Annotated in this window: 16 protein-coding genes; 5 read left to right on the plus strand and 11 right to left on the minus strand. The window is 73.7% G+C overall.

Annotation, left to right across the window (positions count from 1 at the left end; all coding sequences use genetic code 11):
- Positions 1 to 11: 11 nt before the first annotated feature.
- Positions 12 to 1,025, minus strand: a complete 1,014-nt coding sequence (gene hrcA / locus V7S47_RS14800) for a heat-inducible transcriptional repressor HrcA (protein WP_336562267.1) — start codon at positions 1,023 to 1,025, stop codon at positions 12 to 14.
- A gap of 156 nt (positions 1,026 to 1,181) precedes the next feature.
- Here hrcA and V7S47_RS14805 point away from each other — a divergent pair, with 156 nt between their 5' ends.
- From V7S47_RS14805 to V7S47_RS14820, 4 genes are read left to right on the plus strand one after another with little or no spacing between them, the layout of a single operon-like run.
- Positions 1,182 to 1,919 (plus strand): hypothetical protein, encoded by a 738-nt coding sequence (locus V7S47_RS14805; protein WP_336562269.1) that lies wholly within the window; start codon positions 1,182 to 1,184, stop codon positions 1,917 to 1,919.
- A gap of 23 nt (positions 1,920 to 1,942) precedes the next feature.
- Positions 1,943 to 2,803: an MBL fold metallo-hydrolase gene (locus tag V7S47_RS14810; RefSeq protein WP_336562271.1), complete on the plus strand. Its 861-nt coding sequence runs from the start codon at positions 1,943 to 1,945 to the stop codon at positions 2,801 to 2,803.
- A gap of 17 nt (positions 2,804 to 2,820) precedes the next feature.
- The gene (locus V7S47_RS14815) at positions 2,821 to 3,003 is read left to right on the plus strand and encodes a hypothetical protein (protein ID WP_336562272.1); all 183 of its coding nucleotides are present in this window, start codon (positions 2,821 to 2,823) and stop codon (positions 3,001 to 3,003) included.
- Between the two features lie 50 nt (positions 3,004 to 3,053).
- Positions 3,054 to 3,905 carry a DUF3097 domain-containing protein gene (locus V7S47_RS14820; protein ID WP_336562273.1) on the plus strand — a complete coding sequence of 284 codons (852 nt, stop codon included), beginning with the start codon at positions 3,054 to 3,056 and terminating at the stop codon, positions 3,903 to 3,905.
- 149 nt (positions 3,906 to 4,054) lie between these two features.
- On the opposite strand, the gene V7S47_RS14825 is transcribed toward V7S47_RS14820, so the two are convergent.
- From V7S47_RS14825 to V7S47_RS14865, 9 genes are all read right to left on the minus strand, one after another.
- Positions 4,055 to 4,525, minus strand: coding sequence for a TM2 domain-containing protein (locus V7S47_RS14825; RefSeq protein WP_336562274.1), 471 nt, complete (start codon positions 4,523 to 4,525; stop codon positions 4,055 to 4,057).
- A gap of 18 nt (positions 4,526 to 4,543) precedes the next feature.
- A complete protein-coding gene (hemW, locus tag V7S47_RS14830; protein ID WP_336562275.1) occupies positions 4,544 to 5,770 on the minus strand; it encodes a radical SAM family heme chaperone HemW in 1,227 nt (408 codons plus the stop codon).
- Positions 5,771 to 5,812: 42 nt separating this feature from the next.
- Positions 5,813 to 6,733 carry a dioxygenase family protein gene (locus V7S47_RS14835; protein ID WP_336562276.1) on the minus strand — a complete coding sequence of 307 codons (921 nt, stop codon included), beginning with the start codon at positions 6,731 to 6,733 and terminating at the stop codon, positions 5,813 to 5,815.
- 122 nt (positions 6,734 to 6,855) lie between these two features.
- Positions 6,856 to 10,245, minus strand: coding sequence for an error-prone DNA polymerase (locus V7S47_RS14840; protein WP_336562277.1), 3,390 nt, complete (start codon positions 10,243 to 10,245; stop codon positions 6,856 to 6,858).
- Entirely contained in the window at positions 10,245 to 11,798 is a 1,554-nt protein-coding gene (locus tag V7S47_RS14845) for a DNA polymerase Y family protein (RefSeq protein WP_336562278.1), read from the minus strand. The genes V7S47_RS14840 and V7S47_RS14845 overlap by 1 nt, the downstream gene beginning before the upstream one ends.
- The gene (locus V7S47_RS14850; RefSeq protein ID WP_336562279.1) at positions 11,795 to 12,451 is read right to left on the minus strand and encodes a hypothetical protein; all 657 of its coding nucleotides are present in this window, start codon (positions 12,449 to 12,451) and stop codon (positions 11,795 to 11,797) included. Before V7S47_RS14850 ends, V7S47_RS14845 begins: the two co-directional genes overlap by 4 nt.
- Before the next feature lie 117 nt (positions 12,452 to 12,568).
- Positions 12,569 to 14,389, minus strand: coding sequence for an AMP-dependent synthetase/ligase (locus tag V7S47_RS14855; RefSeq protein WP_336562280.1), 1,821 nt, complete (start codon positions 14,387 to 14,389; stop codon positions 12,569 to 12,571).
- Positions 14,390 to 14,678: 289 nt separating this feature from the next.
- Positions 14,679 to 15,326, minus strand: coding sequence for an MOSC domain-containing protein (locus V7S47_RS14860; protein WP_336562282.1), 648 nt, complete (start codon positions 15,324 to 15,326; stop codon positions 14,679 to 14,681).
- A complete protein-coding gene (locus V7S47_RS14865) occupies positions 15,323 to 16,231 on the minus strand; it encodes an aminoglycoside phosphotransferase family protein (RefSeq protein ID WP_336562283.1) in 909 nt (302 codons plus the stop codon). The genes V7S47_RS14860 and V7S47_RS14865 overlap by 4 nt, the downstream gene beginning before the upstream one ends.
- A 107-nt stretch (positions 16,232 to 16,338) precedes the next feature.
- On the opposite strand from V7S47_RS14865, the gene V7S47_RS14870 reads away from it, so the two are divergent.
- A complete protein-coding gene (locus V7S47_RS14870; protein ID WP_336562285.1) occupies positions 16,339 to 19,008 on the plus strand; it encodes an exopolysaccharide biosynthesis polyprenyl glycosylphosphotransferase in 2,670 nt (889 codons plus the stop codon).
- A gap of 4 nt (positions 19,009 to 19,012) precedes the next feature.
- Here V7S47_RS14870 and V7S47_RS14875 read toward each other — a convergent pair whose 3' ends face one another.
- Positions 19,013 to 20,296 carry a Wzz/FepE/Etk N-terminal domain-containing protein gene (locus V7S47_RS14875; RefSeq protein WP_336562287.1) on the minus strand — a complete coding sequence of 428 codons (1,284 nt, stop codon included), beginning with the start codon at positions 20,294 to 20,296 and terminating at the stop codon, positions 19,013 to 19,015.
- Positions 20,297 to 20,359 lie beyond the last annotated feature (63 nt).

Consider the following 20,359-nt stretch of genomic DNA (forward strand, 5'->3'; position numbering starts at 1 on the left):
CGGGGTGGGCGTCAGCCCTCGTCCAGGATGCGGGAGACGTAGCGGGCGACCGCGCGCACCGCGGCCATCGTGCCCGGGTAGTCCATGCGGGTCGGGCCGACGATGCCCAGGGTGGCCAGCGCGTCGTCGCGCGGGCCGTAGCCGGTGGCGACCACGCTGGTGGAGGCCAGCTCCTCGTAGGGCCCTTCGGCACCGATCCGGACGGTGACCATGCCGCCGGTGCTCGCCTCGCCGAGGAGCTTCAGCAGCACGACGTGCTCCTCCAGCGCCTCGAGCAGCGGCCGGACGGCCGAGTCGAAGGAGTCGCCGTACCGGGCGAGGTTGGCGGCCCCGCCGACGGCGATCCGTCCGTCGGAGCGGTGGTCGAGCATCGCCTCGACGAGCACGTCGACGACCGCGGCCGTCGCACCGCCGTCGATCTCGGGGACGGCCGCGCGGAGCGCGGTCACCGAGTCGGCGATGATCTCGCCGGTCGCGGCTCGGTTGACCCGGATGCGCAGCGCGGCCAGGTCGTCGTCGGCGAGGTCGGCGTCGAGCTCGACCAGGCGCTGCTCGACGCGGCCGGTGCTGAGGATGAGGACGACGAGCAGCCGGTTGGGCGCGAGCGAGACCAGCTCGACGTGCCGCACGGTCGAGCGGGAGAGCGTGGGGTACTGCACGACCGCGACCTGGCGGGTCAGCTGGGAGAGCATCCGCACCGAGCGCTGCACGACGTCGTCGAGGTCGACGGCGCCGTCGAGGAAGGTCGAGATCGCGCGCTTCTCGGCCGCGCTCATCGGCTTGACGGTGGAGAGCCGGTCGACGAAGAGCCGGTAGCCCTTGTCGGTCGGCACCCGGCCCGCGCTGGTGTGGGGCTGGGTGATGTAGCCCTCGTCCTCGAGCGCGGCCATGTCGTTGCGGACCGTGGCCGGCGAGACGCCGAGGCCGTGCCGCTCGACCAGCGCCTTGGACCCGACCGGCTCCTCGGTGGCGACGTAGTCCTCGACGATCGCCCGCAGGACCGCGAGCCGCCGCTCCTCCTGCATCTCGCCTCCTCCGCTGCCCGCCTGGCACTCGATTGACCGGAGTGCCAACTCTACTAGCAGGCCTCGACGGAGCACGGTTCGCGATCCGGACCACCGACTTCCGTGTCGCCGATCGATCGCGTAGGTTAGCCTTGCCTAAGTTGACCAGGAGGCGCCATGGCCGCGGATCCCACCACCCGTCCGATGCTCGACCCCGCCCAGCTCGCGGGCGAGGCCCGGAGCATCCTCGCGTGCCCGGCCGGCGTGAGCCTGGTCGTCGACGGCCACCCGAGCGTGCTCGCCGAGGACGCCCTCGGCATGCAGGACGTGCACGGCACCCCGACGTTCTCCTGCCCGCCCGGCAGCGAGCTCGCGGACGCTGCCGAGCACCACCGCAGCGCCCTGATCACGGTCGAGAGCGGCCTCGGCGGCCCCGGCTCCGACGAGCGGGCCGTCACGCTGACCCTCGCCGGTCGCCTCGAGACGCGTGGGGTCGAGGACTGTGCCTGCTGCGAGGAGACCCGCCACGTGGTCGTCCTGGAGCTCAACTTCGCACTGCTGACCCGGCCCGCGCCGACGGGCGACGACCGTCCCGACCAGCAGCACCGGGTCCCGCTCGAGCACTTCCGCTCCCCGTCCCACCACCTCAACCGCGGCTACCTCCAGCGCTCGGTTGAGCACGCCAACACCTGCCACCAGGAGGAGCTGCGCCGGGCCGTCTCCACGACGACCGGCATCCCGATGTCCCGGCTGGTCGGGGTGGCGCTCGCCGACCTCTCCCCCGCCAGCGTCCAGGTGCGGTGGATCGACGTCGACGGCGCCCACCTCACCGACATCGAGTTCCCCCGCACCGCCCGCACCACCGCGGAGCTGGGCGAGATGCTGCGCCGCGAGCTGCACGCCGGGCTCTGCTGACCCCGGTGGCCTAGCCTGCAGGCGTGCCCTTCACCGAGGTCGCGGACCGGATCTGGGTCGCGCGCTACACCTGGTTCGACGTCAACGTGACCCTCGTCGGCGGTGCCGACGGACTGCTGGTCGTCGACACGCACGCCTCCGGCCTCGCCGCGCGCGAGGTCGTCGAGGACGTACGCCGCCTCGGCGTGGGCCCCGTCGTGGGCATCGTCAACACCCACGAGCACTTCGACCACACCTTCGGCAACGACGAGTTCCGGGCGTCGTACGGCGCCGTCCCGATCCACGCCCACGAGACCGCCGCAGCCGGCACCGTCGCCGCGGGCGAGCGGATCCGGGCCCTGTACGACGCCGACCCCGACGACCCGCACCGCGAGGAGGTGCTGGCGACCCGGATCGTGCCGGCCGACCACACCTTCTCCTCGGCACTCACGCTCGACCTCGGCGACCGGTTCGTCGAGCTGGTCCACCCCGGACGCGGCCACACCGGCGGTGACCTGGTCGTCCGGGTCCCGGACGCGGACGTGCTCCTCGCCGGCGACCTGGTCGAGGAGTCGGCGGCGCGGCACGCCGTCCCCGGCTTCGGCGGCGACTGCTACCCGCTGGAGTGGCCGTGGACCCTCGACATCGTCCTGGGCCTGACCACGGCGGCCAGCGTGGTCGTCCCGGGGCACGGCGCGCCCGTGGACCGCGACTTCGTCGAGGAGCAGCGCAACGCGATCGGGATCGTGGCCGAGAACATCCGCACCCTGGCCGCGCAGGGCGTGCCGGCCGAGCAGGCCCTGGCCGCGACCCAGTGGCCCTACCCGGCCGAGGAGCTCGCCGACGCCGTACGCCGGGGCTACGAGCAGCTGCCCCGGGGCGGGAAGCGCCTGCCGCTGGCCTGAGCGGGTACTACCGGGGCATGAGCGAGCACGAGAACGAGCCCGGGGTACCCGACGAGGCGCTGCCCGAGGACCTGGTCCCGGGCGACGACAACCCGCTGGCCGAGGGCCTCGACGACGGCGAGACCGTCGAGGGCCTGTTGGACGGCGGCAAGCAGGCCGACCAGTCCTCGGAGGAGTCGGAAGAGTCACAGGACGAGTGATCCGGCGCGGCCTGCCGTCAACTGTCGGCGGTGGGACCTAGCGTGATGACGTGGCAGATCGATACGGCTCCGACGTCCTCTCCGGCGACTGGCGCGCGCCCAAGCGTGGGCGGGCCGTCGAGGCGCCGGCCGAGCTCGGCGCCGTGGTCGAGGAGGTCACCACCGACTGGGTGGGCGAGATCGTCGCGGTCGACCGCGACCTGCACACCCTGACCCTCGAGGACCGGCGGTCCCGGCGGCGCACCTTCCCCCTCGGAGCCGGCTTCCTGCTCGAGGGACGCCCGGTGATCCTGGTGGCGCCGGTGCGCCAGAGCGCCCCCGCGAAGCCGACGCGCACCGCGTCCGGCTCGGTCGCCGTCCACGACGCGAAGGCTCGGGTCGCCCGAGCCAGCCGGATCTTCGTCGAGGGGCGCCACGACGCCGAGCTGGTCGAGAAGGTGTGGGGCGACGACCTGCGCGTCGAGGGTGTGGTCGTGGAGTACCTCGACGGCGTCGACGACCTCTCCGAGCACCTCCGTGCCTTCCGCCCCGGCCCCGACCGCAAGGTCGGCGTGCTCGTCGACCACCTGGTCCGCGGCTCCAAGGAGAGCCGGATCGCCCAGGCGGTCGCGAAGTCACCGGTCGGCAAGCACGTGCTGATCGTCGGCCACCCGTTCATCGATGTCTGGGCCGCGGTCAAGCCGGAGCGGGTCGGCCTCGAGCGCTGGCCCGACATCCCCCGCTCGATCGAATGGAAGAAGGGCGTCTGCCAGCACCTCGGCTGGCCGCACCGCGACCAGGCCGACATCGCCCGCGCCTGGAAGCAGATCCTCGGCCGCGTCTCGTCGTACCACGACCTCGACCCGGCCCTCCTCGGCCGCGTCGAAGAGCTTATCGACTTCGTCACCGCCCCTCCCGCGTGACCGGGCGAGGCACGAGCCCGATCACGCGGGAGGACAGGCGGGGAGGTTGAGGGTCTCGGCTCGGACCGAGCTTGCGAGGGACGAGCGAGACGTCTCGAAACCCCATCTGATCTCGCGATCACAGACCTCGTGAACGCATCGCGGTCACCTCACGACCGCAGCATCAGCCCCTGCGCGTCCTTGCTGTCCGACGCCAGCAGGATGATGCCGTCGATGATCGGCCACAGCGAGCCGATGCCGCAGGTGAAGAGCGTGACCAGCAGCTGCGCGACGCCGATGCCGGTGTCGCCGATGTAGAAGCGACCGATGCCGAGCGGCAGCAGGATCTGCAGCAGCCCGGCGACCAGCTTGGACTTCTCGGAGTACGGGATGCCGGTCATCGGGTGGATGCCGTACGGCGCGGCGGGCGAGGCGCCGTACGGCGCGCCCGGGAAGCCGGGGTAGGCCGGGTAGCCGGGCTGCGGCTGGGTGTAGGGCTGCGTGTACGGCGGGGGCGGCTGCTGACCCCACGACTCCTGCGACGGAGGCGGCTCCTGGCCGTAGGGCCGCGCGCCGTAGGGCTGGGTGGGCTCCTCGCCCGAGGGGTCCTGCGGGCTGGGGTACTCCGGTCCCTGCGTCATGCGCACACCCTAGGACCCTCAGGGCAGCAGGTCGCGGACCACCGCGTCGGCGAGCAGCCGGCCGCGCGGGGTGAGCACCAGGCGCTCGGACGCGATCGTGAGCAGGCCGTCGGCGACCAGGCCCCCGACCGCGGCCCGGCCGGCCCGGTCGAGCACGTTCACCGGCAGCCCGTCGCGCAGGCGCAGCTCGAGGAGCACCTGCTCGACCCGGCGGTCCTCCCGGCCGAGCAGCTCGCGGGCGTGGGCGGGGCTGCGGTCGGCGGCCAGCCGGTCGGCGTACGCGGCCGGGTGCTTGACGTTCCACCAGCGGACGCCGCCGACGTGCGAATGAGCGCCGGGGCCGACACCCCACCAGTCGGCGCCGGTCCAGTAGAGGAGGTTGTGACGGCACCGGGTGGCCGGCCCGGTCGACCAGTTCGACACCTCGTACCAGCCGAGGCCGGAGGCCTCGAACCGCTCGTCGGCGAGCTGGTACTTGTCGGCGAGATCGTCCTCGTCGGGCATCGGCAGCTCGCCGCGGCGGACCTGGCGGGCCAGGGCGGTGCCGTCCTCGACGATGAGGGAGTACGCCGAGACGTGGTCCGGCGCGCACGCGAGGGCCGCCTCGACCGACGCCTCCCAGTCCGCGACGCTCTCCCCCGGCGTGCCGTAGATGAGGTCGAGGCTGACGTTGTCGAAGCCGGCCTGGCGCGCCCACTGCACCGCCGCGGGCACCCGGAGCGGGTCGTGGGTCCGGTCCAGCACCTTCAGCACGTGGTCGACCGAGGACTGCATGCCGAACGAGAGCCGGTTGATGCCGACCGCGCGCAGCTCCTCCAGGTCCCACAGCGCGACGCTGTCGGGGTTGGACTCGGTCGTCACCTCGGCGTCGTCGGCGAGGCCGAACTCGGCCGCGATCGCCGCGACCACGGAGCCGAGGTCGGCCGCGCTCAGCAGGGTGGGCGTGCCGCCGCCGAAGAAGACGGTCGAGACCGGCAGGTCGACGTCGCCGAGCACGGCCCGCGCCCGTCGTACCTCGGTGATGGCGGCCTCGGCGTACGTCGCCCGCGAGGCGCCGGGCGCCCCGCCGACCGGGCCGAGCTCCTCGGCGGTGTAGGTGTTGAAGTCGCAGTAGCCGCAGCGCACCGTGCAGAACGGGACGTGGACGTAGAAGCCGAACGGCCGCTGGCCGAGCTCCGCGAGCGCGGTCTCGGGCAGCGCCCCGTCGGCGGGGACGGGGTCGCCCGCGGGCAGGGCGGAAGGCACCAGCCCATCATCCCCCGGCGGGCGCGCACCCCGGCAATCGCCTCAGATCGGGACGTTCAGGGTGAGCGTGTAGCCCTCGTCGACTGACCCCGTCGCCTTGGCCATCTGCAGCGAGTAGCCGTCGGAGAAGATGTTGTCGCTGTCCAGCGGGGTCTGCTCCATGTTGGTCGCGCTCTGCTCGTAGCCCTCGGTCGCGTAGACCTCGTCGCAGGTCGCCTCGGGGATGGCCAGCTGCGAGGTGCGGAGCTTGTTCGTGTACGTCGTCGCGTCGGCCAGCGACTGGTAGACCTCGAAGTGCATGTGCGGCCAGCGGCCGGAGTACGCCGCGGGGAAGATCGTCGTGAACTCCACCGCCCCGTCGGCGTCGGTCTCCTGGACGCCGCGCAGGTAGTTCTCGTCCGCGATCGCCTCGGAGTACATCGAGTAGTCGCCGTTGCGGTCGCAGTGCCACAGGTAGACCGCGGCGCCGCTGAGGACGGTGATGTCGTCGCCGTTGAGGTCGTAGACCTTCAGCCGGACCGTGGTCGGGACGCCCTCGGCCACCCCGGAGGCGTCGCCGAAGCTGGTGGTGAGGTCGCTGCGGACGATCCCGGACTCACTGAGCACATTGGGCCCGTTCGAGCCGTCGCCCGGGTAGGGGCCGGCGGTCTCCTCGGGGATCTCGCCGTCGGCGACCTCCACGTCCGACTCCGCGCCCATCCCGCCGCCGCCCGGCGCACCGTCGGGCGGGGTGCCGCCGGGGCCGCCGCCGGCGGACGCCGACGCGCTCGCGGAGGAGCTGATCGTCGTGCTGCTGCCGTCGGAGCCGCAGGCGACCAGCGCCGCCGCGGCACCGACGCCGCCGAAGATCGACAGGACGCCGCGCCGGCCGAGCCGGTTGCGCTCCACGATCTTGGGGAGGTCGTGGGAGAGGCCGAGGTCGTGGTCCTCAAGCTCGTCGTGGCCATGGTGGTGATCGCTCATGGGGACCATGGAAGGCGAGGTCCCTGTGCGTCGCCTGTGCGCCACCGGTGGTGGAGCAGCGAAGGACGGAGTCCTGAGCGCCCGTCGGAACCCCCTCAGCCGACAGGTGACGGTGGTCACTGTCAGTGGAAGTCCCGTGACCGGTGCCGGGCCTTCAGGGCCGCTCCGGCGGTCGGATCGACCTCCTCCAGCGGACCGAGGCGGTCGGCGAGGAGATTGGTGGCGCCGTCCTCGTGCTCGAGCACGCCGCGGATGACCATGCCGGCCGACGAGGTGGCGACCTCGCGGTAGCGGCGCCAGACCCCGACCGTGACGATGACGTTGAGCATGCCGGTCTCGTCCTCGAGGTTGAGGAAGGTGACGCCACCGGCGGTGCCGGGGCGCTGACGGTGGGTGATCATGCCGGCGACGCTGACCCGGCGGCCGGAGTCGACCTGCTGGAGGTCGGTGACGCTGCGGATCCCGCCGGCGGCCAGGCGGGGGCGGAGGTGGACGAAGGGGTGCGCCTCGGGGGTCATGCCGGTGGCCCACAGGTCGGCGAGGGTGGTCTCGACCGCGCCCATCTCGGGGAGCTCGGGTGCGTCGGCGGTCATCCGCAGCCCCTCCAGCTGGTCGTCGCGCTCGGTCCAGCCGGCGTTCCACAGCGCGCGGCGGCGGCTCAGCCCGGCGCTCTCGAACACCCCCGCGGTGGCCAGCGCCTCCAGCTGCCGTGCGTCCAGGCCGGCGCGCCGCGACAGGTCGAGCTGGTCGTCGAAGGGCCGCTCGGCGCGGGCGGCGACGATCCGTTCCGCGACCGCGGTGCCGATGCCGCGCACGGAGTCCAGCCCCAGGCGGACGGCGTACGACGTGTCGCGCCGGTGGGTCGGGGTCGGGTCGGGCGTCCCGGGGACGAAGTCCGTCCGGTCGGGGTGGTCGCGGAGGCAGTCGGCCAGGCCGGTCGCGCCGGGGGCGGCCCCGGGCAGCAGCTCCAGGTCGGCCGTGGCCCGCGACCCGGCGAGGTCGGGGCGCAGCACGCTGACGCCATGTCGCCGGGCGTCGCCGACCAGGGACTGCGGGGAGTAGAAGCCCATCGGCTGGGCCCGCAGCAGCGCGGCCAGGAACGCCCCGGGGTAGTGCAGCTTGAACCACGAGCTGGCGTAGACGAGCTTGGCGAAGGACAGCGAGTGGCTCTCGGCGAAGCCGAAGTTCGCGAAGGAGAGGATCTTCAGGTAGATCGCGTCGGCGTCCTCGCCGACCAGCCCGCGGCGGGCCATCCCGGCGTACAGCTTCTCCTTGATGCTCTCGATCCGCTCGATGCCGCGCTTGGAGCCCATCGCCCGGCGCAGCAGGTCGGCCTCGTCGGGCGTGCAGTCGCCGATGGCCTTGGCCATGTCCATCAGCTGCTCCTGGAAGAGCGGGACGCCGAGGGTGCGCTCCAGCACCGGGACCAGGTCCTCGTGGGGGTAGGTGATCGGCTCGCGGCCGGTGGCGCGGCGGATGTAGGGATGGACGGCGCCGCCCTGGATCGGGCCGGGCCGGATCAGCGCGATCTCGATGGCCAGGTCGTAGAACGTGCGCGGCTGCAGCCGCGGGAGGGTGCCGATCTGGGCCCGGCTCTCGACCTGGAAGACGCCGATCGAGTCGGCCCGGCAGAGCATGTCGAAGACCGCCGGCTCCTCCTTCGGCACCGTGCTCAGCTCCCACGTCTCCCCGAGGTGCGCCTCGGAGATCCGCATCATGTGGTCGAGGGCGGAGAGCATGCCGAGGCCGAGCAGGTCGAACTTCACCAGGCCCATGAACTCGCAGGCGTCCTTGTCCCACTGCAGCACGGTGCGCTTGTCCATCCGGGCCCGCTCGATCGGGCAGACCTCGCCGATCGGCCGCTCGGTGAGCACCATCCCGCCGGAGTGGATGCCGAGGTGGCGCGGTGCCCCGAGCAGGTCGTTGGCCAGGTCGATGACCTGCCGGGGTACGTCGTCGCCGGCCGTCACCTCGCTCCAGGAGCTGACCTGCTTGGACCAGGCGTCCTGCTGGCCGGGGGCGTGCCCGAGCGCCTTGGCGGCGTCGCGGACGGCCATCTTGGGGCGGTAGCCGATCACGTTGGCGACCTGGGCGGCGTTGTGGCGGCCGTAGGTGTCGTAGACCCACTGGATGACCTCCTCGCGGCGGTCGGAGTCGAAGTCGACGTCGATGTCGGGCTCCTCGTCGCGGTGGGAGGAGATGAACCGCTCGAACGGCAGCCGGTAGAAGACCGGGTCGATCGCGGTGATGCCGAGGGCGTAGCAGACCGCCGAGCTGGCCGCGCTCCCCCGGCCCTGGCAGAGGATCTGCTGCGACCGGGCGAACGCGACGATGTCGTGGACGATGACGAAGTAGCCGGCGAAGTCCTTGCGGTCGATCACCTCCAGCTCCATCTCGACCTTGGCCCGCGCGTCGGCCTCGAGGTCGCGGCCGGCGTACCGCTCGGCGAAGCCGCGCTCGGTCAGCTCGCGCAGCCGGCTCATCGGCGTGTGCCCCTCGGGGATGCCGTTCTTGGGCAGCCGCGGGGTGGCCTTCTGGAGGTCGAAGGCGCACTCGTCGGCCAGGACGACGCTGCGCGGGACGGCGTCGGGATGCCGGGCGAAGCGGCGGGCCATCTCCGCGCCCGAGCGCAGGCTGGCCGCACCCGAGGGACGGAGCCAGCCGTCCATCTCGGCCAGGCTCCGCCGGGCCCGTACGGCGGCCATCGCCGCCGCGGTCCGGTGCCCGGCGGGGGTCGCGTGGTGGACGTTGTTGGTGGCGACGACCGGCAGCCCGCGGTCGGCCGCCACCGCGGCCAGCTGGTCGTTGTGGGACGTGTCGAGCGGGAAGCCGTGGTCGGTCAGCTCGACCGCGACGTGCTCGGCGCCGAAGCGCGCGACCAGCAGGTCGACCTCCTCGGCGGCCGCCCGGGGGCCGGCGCTCGCGAGGGCCTGGCGGACGGTGCCCTTGCGGCAGCCGGTGAGCACCAGCCAGTGGCCCCGCCCCCGCTCGGCCAGCTCGTCGAGGTCGTAGAGCGGGCGGCCCTTCTCGTCGCCGCGCAGCTGGGCGTCGGTGATCGCGGCGGCCAGCCGGTGGTAGCCCTCCACCCCCCGGGCCAGCACCAGCAGGTGACTGCCCTCCGGGTCGGCCACCCCCAGCTGCGGCCGAGTCAGGCCCAGCGACAGCTCGGCGCCGTAGACGGTGCGCACGTCGTGCTGCTGCGCGGTCTCGGCGAACAGCGGGGCGCCGTAGAAGCCGTCGTGGTCGGTGATGGCCAGCGCGTGCAGACCCAGCCGGGCCGCCTCGACGACCAGGTGGTCCGGCCCGCTGGCGCCGTCGAGGAAGCTGAAGCTGCTGTGGCAGTGCAGCTCGGCGTACGGCGTGACCGGACCGGACGGGCGGGTGACCACGACCTGCTCGCGCCGGTGCTTGCGCGTCGAGATCGGGGCCTCGGGGTCGGTCGGCCGCCGGCGGCCGGAGAGCCGGGCCTCCAGGTCGCCCCAGGACATGTTGGCGGGGTTGTTCCAGCCCACTAGTCGTACCCTGCCTCGGTCCACCAGACGTCGCCGTCGAGGGTGAGCAGCCAGGCGCGCCCGTCGACGCCGACCACCTGGAAGCGGGCCACCCGGCGGCCGCCGGACTCCCACCACTGCTCCTCGACCACCCACGGTCCGGCCCAGGCCCCGACCGGCTGGCGGTCCTCGTCGGGACCGGGCCGGAAGACCGCCGGGTCGGCGCTCAGCGCCCCCCGCTCGTCGAGGGCGACCGGGCGGCGGGCGGCGTCGTACACCTCGGCGGGCCAGGGGGTGCGCAGCACCCGCGCCGGGGCGGGCGGGGGCAGGCTGCCGGGCCACGGCGGGCCCGTCGGGCGCAGCCCGGTCGGCCGCTCGCCCCACGGCACCCAGGCCTGGCGGTCGGCCGGACCCCGACCGCCCTGCAGGACGGGTACGACGACCGCGTCGTGGCCGAGCATGCCCTGCACCCGGGCGATGCCGCGCTCGACCCGCTCGTCGGTGCCGCCCCACAGCACGTCGGCGTGCACCGCGTCGGGGACCACGGTCTCGGGCACGAACCGGATCCGCTCCACCGGCCGGCTCACGTCACCGGCCCTGAACCCACCCTGCAACTGCCAGTGCAGCCGGTCGACCAGGTCGGCGGCGGTGAAGAACCGGGGGTGCAGCCAGCTCCGCACCGACGCCGGCCGGCCCTCGGGGTCCTCGCCCTCGCAGCGCGCCTCGACCCGCACCTCGGTGCAGACCAGGCCATGCTGGGCGAGACCCGCCACGAACGCCTCGGCCGTACGGCGGGCGCTGAACACGATCGTCTCCGCCGAGTCGAGCGGCGGCTCGAAGTCGACGTGCCGCTCGAGCTCCGGCGGCGGCGTGCGGGTGGGGAGGTGGACCGCCCCGTCGCCGCCGACCACCCGGTGCACCCACGCGGCGTGACTGCCGAACCGGTCGCGGACGTCGGCCGCGCGCAGCCGGCCCAGGTCGCCGAGGGTGCGCAGCCCCAGCCGGCGCAGCAGGCTCACCGCGTCGGGATCGTCGAGCACCTCGACCGGCAGCGTGCGCAGGAAGTCGGGCGACCCGCCCGCGGGCACCACCAGGCTCTCCTGCGACCGGGCCCGCCGCGCGGCCTGCTCGGCGGTGAACAGCTCGTCGGCCACGCCGGTGCGGCTGTCCCAGACCCCCAGCGTCACCAGCCGCTCCGCGAGCACCGCGCCCGCCTCCTCCTCGCCGCCGTAGAAGCGGCCGGGCGAGCGCAGGGCCACCAGCCCGGGCCGCAGCGGGGCGATACCGGGGCGGAGCTGCTCGACCGCGACCAGCACGTCCTCGAAGGCGCGCGCGTCGCGCTCGGGCGACGCCGCCAGCACGGCCAGCTCGGGGCACCGGCCCTGGGCGTCGCGCCGCCGCATCCCCCGTCGTACGCCGAGGGCGCGGGCGGGCTCGTTGCAGGCCTGGACCAGGTTGGCGTGGAAGACCGCCGCGGGCAGCCGGTCGGGCAGCCCGGCCTCGCCTGCGGCCGCGACCACCGGCCAGTCCGGGCACCAGACGACCAGGACCCGCTTCTCCAGGACGCCGGTCATCCGGCCTCCTCCAGAGCGTGTACGGCGGGCTCGGCGCGGCGCGCCCCGGCCACCGGGTCGGGCAGCCACAGCTCGGAGCGGCGGGGCGGCGCCGCCCCCCGTCGTACGACGACCGCGGCCCGGCGGGCCCGGAGGTGCCCGTGGCCCTGCCCGACCCCCGACCAGACCGGCTCCTCGACGCCGAGCCGGGCCTCGCAGCGCGGCCACTCGCCCTGGACCAGCAGCACCGCGGCGCGCTTGCGCAGCCGCGCCCCCATCCGCTCGGCGACCGAGGCCGCGACCCGGCCGCCCGGGCGCACCAGCACGACCGGCGCGACGTCGACGAGCGCGGCGGTGACCTCCAGCCACTGCTCCCCCGGCTCGGGCACCAGCACGGTGCGCGACAGCTCGACGCCGGCCTCGGCCGCGGCCTCGACCCCGAAGTCGGGGATCCCGACGACCGCGCACCACTCCCCGGCCCGCGACGGCCCGGCCAGCAGGGTCATCGCCAGGCCCAGCCCGTCGACCTCGTAGCTGGCGCCGGCGTACAGCTGCACCACCCCGGACAGCGCCGGGTGGACCGGCAGCGTCGCCCGGGGCATCCCGCCGGCCATCCCCTGCATGCGCGCCCGCAGCTGGTCCAGCTGGCTCAGGTCGGGGGCGGCGGAGGACACACTCCATCATCGAACACCTGTTCGAACGAGTCAATCCGGCCCCCGAAATGCCGAGTCGGCGCGAGCTCGCGCCGACTCGGCAGCGAACTCACGCCGACTCGGCGTGGAACGGGTGGATCAGGAGTAGAACGCGGCGATGCGCTCCTTGTTGTTGCCCTCGACGATGTTGCGCTTGACCTTCATCGAGGGCGTGAGCTCGCCGGACTCGATGGTCAGGTCGTGGTCGAGGATCTCCCACTTCTTGATGGTCTCCCAGCGGTTGAGCTTGGCGTTCAGCTGCTCGACGTACCCGCCGACGAGCGCCTTGACCTCCGGGGACGACACGATCTCGGTGTACGACTTCCCGGCCTGGCCGTTCTCCTCGGCCCAGCCCGCGATCGCGTCGGGGTCGAGGGTGACCAGCGCGACCACGAAGTTGCGCTCGTTGCCGAAGACCATGAACTGGCTGGTGTAGGGGCAGATCGCCTTGAACTTCGACTCGATCGCCGACGGGGCGATGTACTTGCCGCCGGAGGTCTTGAAGAGGTCCTTGATCCGGCCGGTGATGGTGAGGAAGCCGTCGGCGTCGATGCTGCCCTTGTCGCCGGTGCGCAGCCAGCCGTCCTCGGTGAACGCCTTGGCGGTCTCCTCGGGGAGGTTGTGGTAGCCCTCCATGACGTGCGGGCCCTTGATCTGGACCTCGTCGCCCTCGCCGATGCGGATCTCCGCGCCGGGCAGCGCGGGGCCGACCGTGCCGATCTTGTACTCCTCGGGGTGGTTGACCGTCGCGCCCGCGGAGTTCTCGGTCATGCCGTAGCCCTCGAGGATGAGGATGCCGGCCGCGTGGAACCACTCCGCGATCTCGGAGTTCAGCGCCGCGGAGCCGGAGATGAAGAACCGGACCCGGCCACCGAACCGCTCGCGCACCTTGCTGAAGACCAGCTTGTCGAAGAGCCCGTGCTGCAGGTTGAGCAGGAACGGGACGCCCTGCCCCTCGCGCTTGAGCTTGTCGACCTTGATGCCGACCTCGAACGCCTTGAGGAACAGCTTCTCCTTCAGGCCACCCTCGGCCGCCTGCATGGTGACGATCCGGCCGTGGGCCTTCTCGAAGATGCGCGGCGCGGCGCCCATGAAGGTGGGCTTCACGATGCCGAGGTTCTCGACGATCTTGTCGACCCGGCCGTCGATGGCCGTCGCGAAGCCGCAGGCCAGCTGGGTCGAGAGCAGCACCTTGCCGAACACGTGGGCCATCGGCAACCACAGGAACTGCAGGTCGTCCTCGTGCAGGATGTCCTGGGCCTTGATCGCCGCGCCCTCGTAGACCCAGGAGCTGTGCTTGAGCCGCACGCCCTTGGGCTTGCCGGTGGTGCCGGAGGTGTAGACCAGCGTCGCCAGCTGGTCCGGCGGGATCGACTTGGCGGTCTGCTCGATCACGTCGGGGTGGTCGGCGAGGTAGGCCTCTCCGAGCTCGGCGAGACCGTCGAGGTCGATGACCCAGTCACCGTCGGTGGCGCCGTCGAAGGTCACGACCTTCGACAGGTGCGGCAGCTCGTTCTTGTGCTCGCGCAGCTTGGCGATCTGCTCGTCGTCCTCGGCGAAGACCACGCGGCACTCCGCGTCGCCGAGGATGTACGCCGTGTCCTCGCCGTTCGTGGTCGGGTAGACGGTGGTCGTCGCGGCCCCGGCGCACATCACGGCCAGGTCGGCGAGGATCCACTCGTAGCGGGTGCCGGCGGCGATGCCGACCCGCTGCTCGGGCTCCAGGCCGAGGGCGAGCAGCCCGGCGGCGAGCCGGGAGACCCGGTCCCCGGCCTGCTGCCAGGTGACGGACTCCCACGCCTCCCCTCGCGGGAAGCGGAACGCCTCGGTGCCGGGCGTGGCGGCCACCCGGTTGAGGAACTGCACGGCCACATTGGGCTCGAGATGGTCGACGAAGCTCGTGTCATGGTTGGCGGGCATGTCACTCCTGCAGGGGATGGCGGCGGGAGGCTGGCGGTCCCCGGCACCCTCCCAAGCGCGGCTTGTTGCGGAGTAACCTACGTCACTAGACAACTCGCGGGTAACCCGAACGGGCGAGCGTGTCCGGAATCCTCAGGTGGGTTGCCCGCGTCGCGTCGTACGGGCTGGTCGGCGCCGGGCGGGATGAGAGTTTCATCGGCTGGCCGATGAACCTGGAGCCTGGACGATGAACCTTTGTCGTCCCGGCGTGAGTTTCATCGGCCAGCCGATGAAACTCACGCGCCACCCCTCAGCCCTGCGCGGCGACGTACTCCCGGGCGCGGCGGCGCACCTTGGGCGCCAGGCCGTCGACGTCGACCAGGCGCGGGAGCAGGTGGTGGTCGAGCAGCAGGGCCCGGAAGACCAGCGAGACGGTCACGCCGTGACCGGGCTGGTGGACGACCTCGAGCGGGTCGCCGGCGGCGAGCTCGCCCTCGGCGAGCACCCGCAGGTAGGGGCCGGGGCGGGCCACCTGGGCGAAGCGGCGGACCCAGGCGGTGTCGTCGTACCCGGAGCGGCCCATCCAGACCTTGAAGTCCTGGCAGGGCGTGCGGACCGAAGCGACCTCGAGGACGACGTCGCCGATGCGCCACCGCTCGCCGATCTCGGCCTCGTTGACGTCGATGCCGGCGGTGGTGAGGTTCTCGCCGAACTGACCGTCGCGCACTTCCTGGCCCAGCTCGGCGGCCCACCCGTCGAGGTCCTCGCGGGCGAAGGCGTAGACGGCCTGGTCGGCGCCGCCGTGGTGGCGCCGGTCCGAGACCTGGTCGCCCGCGAGCCCGAGCCGGCCGACCATGACCGGTCCGGGGACGGCGAGCTTGTCGATGCTGGTGCGACCGATCATCGCCCAGTCCGCCTCGCGGGGCGTGCCGACGTTCACGGAGACGAGGTGGCTCACTCCTGCACCGCCTTGGCGATCGTCACGCAGGTGGTCAGCCAGCCCTTGTCCGGCGACCGCGGCTCCTCCAGCTCCCACAGGGCCTGGTGCAGCATCCGCACCACCACCCAGTCGCGCGCCCGGTCCTCGTCGAGCCCCGCCGCGTCGATCGTCGCGTGGAAGCGCCGTCGTACGCCGTCGCGGTAGCCGCCGGCCAGCTCGTCCCAGCGGTTCCAGAGCAGCGGAGCGACCTCGTAGTGCGGGTCGCCGCTGACCGGCTTGGGGTCGATGACCAGCCACGGCTCGCGGTCGGCGGCGAGCACGTTCTCGTAGTGCAGGTCGCCGTGGATCATCGTGCCGTCGCTGCCCGGATCGGCGACCAGGTCGCGGCCGAGCGAGACCGCCTGCTCCACCAGCCGGTGCGGGACCGGGGCGTCGCGGGGCAGGGCGGCCAGCCGTTCGGTCCAGGCCCCGACGTACGACGTAAGCGGCCGCAGCTGGGGCGGTGCCGGGAGGTGGATGCGCGCGTAGAGCCCGCCGACCACCTCGCAGGCCTCGACGTCCCACACCTGCGTCAGGTCCTGTTGGTGCAGTCGCTCGAGGAGCAGCAGCCGGCGGCCCGGGTCGGCGCGCAGCAGGCGCACGGCGCCGTCGCCCCCGATCCGCTGCAGCGCGAGCGCCTCATGCGTCTCCTCCTCGAGACCGGGCACCGGCGGGCAGGCCAGCTTCAGGACGGCCCGGGTCCCCGAGCGGTCGAGGACCGGGAGCACCAGCGCGGTCCAGCCGTGCATCGGCTCGCCGTCCCGGGTCAGCTCCCACTCGGCCAGCACGTCGTCGACGAGCCGCGGCAGCCGGTCGACCCAGGCCGCCCAGGCGGGACCCCGATCGGCGAACCCGAGGACGAACGGCGGGAGCGTCAGCGGCACCGCTCCATCCTGGCAGGCGGGACCCGGGGTTTCCCGACCCCCGACCACGGGGCATGAGTCCCCCGTTCGTCTCGGCCGAGGAACGCCGAGGAAACCAGGGGGCCCGCATGCGCGCAGGCGCACGAGACGCACTGCCGCTGCGCGGCATCCGCCCGCTGCTGGTCCTGGTCGACCCGCTCTCGGTCCTGCTGGCCGTGGTCGCGCTCCGGCCGGGCTGGTCGGCGACCGTGGTCGCCGTGGGCACCGTCGCCGCCGTGCTGGCCGCTGCCGGGACCGGGCTGCACCGCTCGCGCCTGGTCCTGTCGGTCATCGAGGACATCCCGAAGCTGGCCTTCACCGCCGCGGTGGCGGCAACCGTGCTGCTGGTCGCCGCCCCCAGCCGCCGGCTCGACACCTCGACCCTGCTCGAGCTGGCGACCACCGCCGGCGTGACGTTCGTGGCGATGGTGGTGCTCCGGACGGCGGTCTACGCGCTGGCCCACGCGCTGCGGCGCAGCGGCCGCAGCTCCCACCCCGTGATCGTCGTCGGTGCCGGGACGGTCGGGGTCCGGCTGACCCGGACCTTCCTGGCCCGCCCCCAGCACGGCCTCCGTCCGGTCGGCATCGTCGACTCGGCCCCGCAGGTCGACCCGCGCGACCTGCCGGTCCCCTACCTCGGTGGCCTGGACCGGCTCGAGAGCGCGATGGTCGACCTCGGCGTCCACGACGTCGTCTTCGCCTTCCCCGACCAGCCGGACGCGGAGACCACCGACGTCGTCCGCCGGTGCCTGGAGCGCGACCACCAGGTCTTCGTCGTCCCCCGCTTCTTCGAGATGATGGGGCTCGACCACCACCGCCGGGTCGAGGTGGTCGGCGACATCGCGCTGATGCGCCTGCGACGCTGGGGGCTGCGCCCGGTGACGCTCTTGCTGAAGCGGCTGCTCGACGTCACCGCGTCCGGGGTCGCCCTGGTGCTGCTCGCCCCGATCATGCTCGCCTGCGCCCTGGCCGTGCGGGTCGAGACCGGACCCGGCGTGATCTTCCGCCAGCTGCGGGTCGGCCGGCACGGCCGGCCGTTCCAGCTCTACAAGTTCCGCTCCCTGAAGCCCGCCTCGGAGGCGGAGAGCGCGACCGCCTGGTCCATCGACCACGACGACCGGCTCGGCCCGGTGGGCCGGTTCCTGCGGCGGACCAGCCTCGACGAGCTGCCCCAGCTGGTCAACGTGCTGCGCGGCGACATGAGCCTGGTCGGCCCGCGCCCGGAACGGCCCTACTTCGTGCAGGAGTTCACCGCCCAGCACGAGCGGTACGACGACCGCCACCGGGTCGCTGCCGGCCTCACGGGGTGGGCCCAGGTCAACGACCTGCGCGGCGACACCCCCATCGAGGCCCGGGTCCGCTTCGACAACCACTACATCGAGAACTGGTCGCTGTGGACGGACGTGAAGATCCTGCTCCGCACCGCCCGCACCCTGGCTCGACCGGCGCCCGGCGGGGACCGGCCACTGGTGCTGATGCCGGCCTCGGAGGCCGAGGAGGACGCGCGCCGGACCCCGCCCACGCGGCTCGGTGACGCCGTACCCCGCGTCCTGCACGTCGCCCAGCCCACCACCGAGGGCGTGGCCGACGTGCTGCTGGGCTACGTCCGCGACCAGGTCGCCCGCGGCTGGGACGTGACGGTCGCCTGCCCGTCGTCCGGCTGGCTGGCCGCGGCCGCCCGCGGGGCCGGCGCCCGGGTGCTGCGCTGGGAGGCCCGGCGCAGCCCGGGCCCCACCGTCCCCGGAGAGGTACGACGGCTGCAGCGCATCGTCGAGCGCGTCGACCCCGACGTCGTCCACCTGCACAGCGCCAAGGCCGGGCTTGCCGGGCGGCTGGCCGTGCGCGGCCGTCGTACCACCCTGTTCCAGCCGCACGCCTGGTCCTTCGAGGCCGTGCGCGGCCCCCTGCGCTGGGCGACGATCCGCTGGGAGCGGCACGCCCAGCGCTGGACCACCGAGCTGGTCTGCGTGAGTCGCGGCGAGCAGCTCGTCGGCGAGCAGCAGGGCATCCGTGCCGGCGCGACGGTGGCCTTCAACGGCGTGGACGTCGAGCGGTTCCACCCCCGGGGCGACGCGGCCCGGCAGGCGGCCCGCCGCCGGCTGGGCCTGCCCGACGTCCCCACCGTGCTGTGCGTGGGGAGGCTGACGGCACAGAAGGGTCAGGGCGACCTGCTCGACGCCTGGCCGCACGTCCGCGAGCGGGTGCCCGGCGCGCTGCTGGTCCTGGTCGGCGACGGGCCCGACCGCGACGAGCTCCAGCAGCGGGCCGACACGCTCGACGACGTCCGGCTGGTCGGCTCCCGCAACGACGTCGAGGACTGGCTGGCCGCCGCCGACGTGGTGGCGGCGCCCTCGCGCTGGGAGGGCATGGCGGTCGCGCCGCTGGAGGCGATGGCCGCGGGCCGCAGTGTCGTGGCGACCCGGACCACCGGCATGGAGGACAGCGTGCCGCCGCAGGCCGGGGTGCTGGTCGACGTCGGGAACGTGCGCCAGCTCGCCGACAGCATCACCGCCCGGCTGGTCGACGCCGAGCGCGCCGCCACCGAGGGCGAGGCCGGTCGCGTCCACGTCGAGTCCCACCACGACGTCCGCGCGTCGGCCCGCGAGGTGGCCCGCCAGACGCTCCGGCACTTCCGCAACGGCCGCGGGGAGGGCGACGTCCTGGTCGCCCTCCAGCCGCTCGCCCTGACCGGTCAGGTCTCGGTCGACCGCCGGCCCGCCGCCCGCTTCGCCGAGGTACGGCGGGTCCGCACTGACTGACCCGTCAGGCCGCGGCGCGCACGCTGCGCGGCGAGCGGGCCGTCTGCTTGGACAGCAGCACCGTGCCGAGCAGCCGGGCGCCGACCGAGCGGACCCGGGTCGCGGCGCGATGCAGCTGCTGCGGTGAGACCGCGCCCGAGGAGACCGTCAGCACCAGCGACCCGCCGGCCGCCATCACCCGTGCGTCGTCGCAGACGTCCAGCGCGGGCGCCAGCACCACGACGACGTCGAAGCGCCGGGTGGCCTCCTGCATGACCGCCGCGAACCGGGTCTCCAGCAGCCGCTCGGTCGGCTCGCCGCCCCAGTCCCCCGACGGGAGCACCTGCAGGCCGTCGACCGGGCCCTGGCTGAGCCCGTCGACCAGCTCGGCCCCGGTCAGGACGTCGTACAGCCCCGCGGTGCCGGGGGCGGTCGCGATCGGGCGGCCGTGGCGCGTGCCCAGCCGTCCGTCGACCAGGACCACCTGCCGGCCGGCGACGGCCAGCGAGACGGCCAGGTTGGCGCCGAGCCAGACGCTGGCGTCGTCCTCGGTGGCACCGGCGACGACCAGCAGGTCGACCGGCTCGGAGCTGGCCTCGGCCTCGAGGGCGATGCGCAGCCGGCGGAACGTGTCGGCGGCCGCCGTACCCGGGTAGAGCGACGGCAGCGTGGTCGAGTCCCGGGGCCGGGCGATCCGGGCCAGCACCGGCGCGCCGGCCGCACTCTCCGCCTCGCGGGGCGTCTCGACGCTCGTCGTACGACGGTCGCGCATCAGCGCCGCCCCGGTGGCCAGGATCAGACCGAGCACCACCGCGACGCCGCCACCGAGCAGCAGGTCAGGACTGGAGAAGGTGCGCGGCGGGACGGCCTCGTTGCTGACCGTGAACAGGAACGACCCGGTGCTGGGGTCGTAGAGCGGCAGCACGTCCGCGACCAGGTTGGCGATCTCGGCCGCCACCTCCGGGTCCGCGTCGTCCACCGTGACCTGGATCAGGATGGTGCCCTCGACCCACGCCCCGGCGACCGAGCGGCGCAGCTCGTCGACCGAGCGGTCCACGCTCAGCCGGCCGCGCACCTCGTCGAGGACGTCGCGGGAGTTGGCCAGCTCCGCGAGGGTCCCCCGCAGCGAGTCCGGGTCCGCCACGCCCGCGCCCGCGGGGTCCTCGGCGGTCGCGACCGTCGTCGTGGCGGTGTAGGTCTTGGGCGCGGCCCACAGGCCGAGGCCCGCAGCGCTCCCCGTCACCAGCAGCACGACCAGCACGAGCAGCTTGTGGCGCCACAGGGCACCACCGACGTCCTTCAGTTCCATGTCAACTCCACCGCGTGTCCCCCACGCAAGTCGGAGCGAGGGAGATCTTCCCTCGCTCGGTGC

This window comes from Nocardioides sp. CCNWLW216, from assembly GCF_037120545.1.
GTDB lineage: Bacteria > Actinomycetota > Actinomycetes > Propionibacteriales > Nocardioidaceae > Nocardioides > Nocardioides lianchengensis.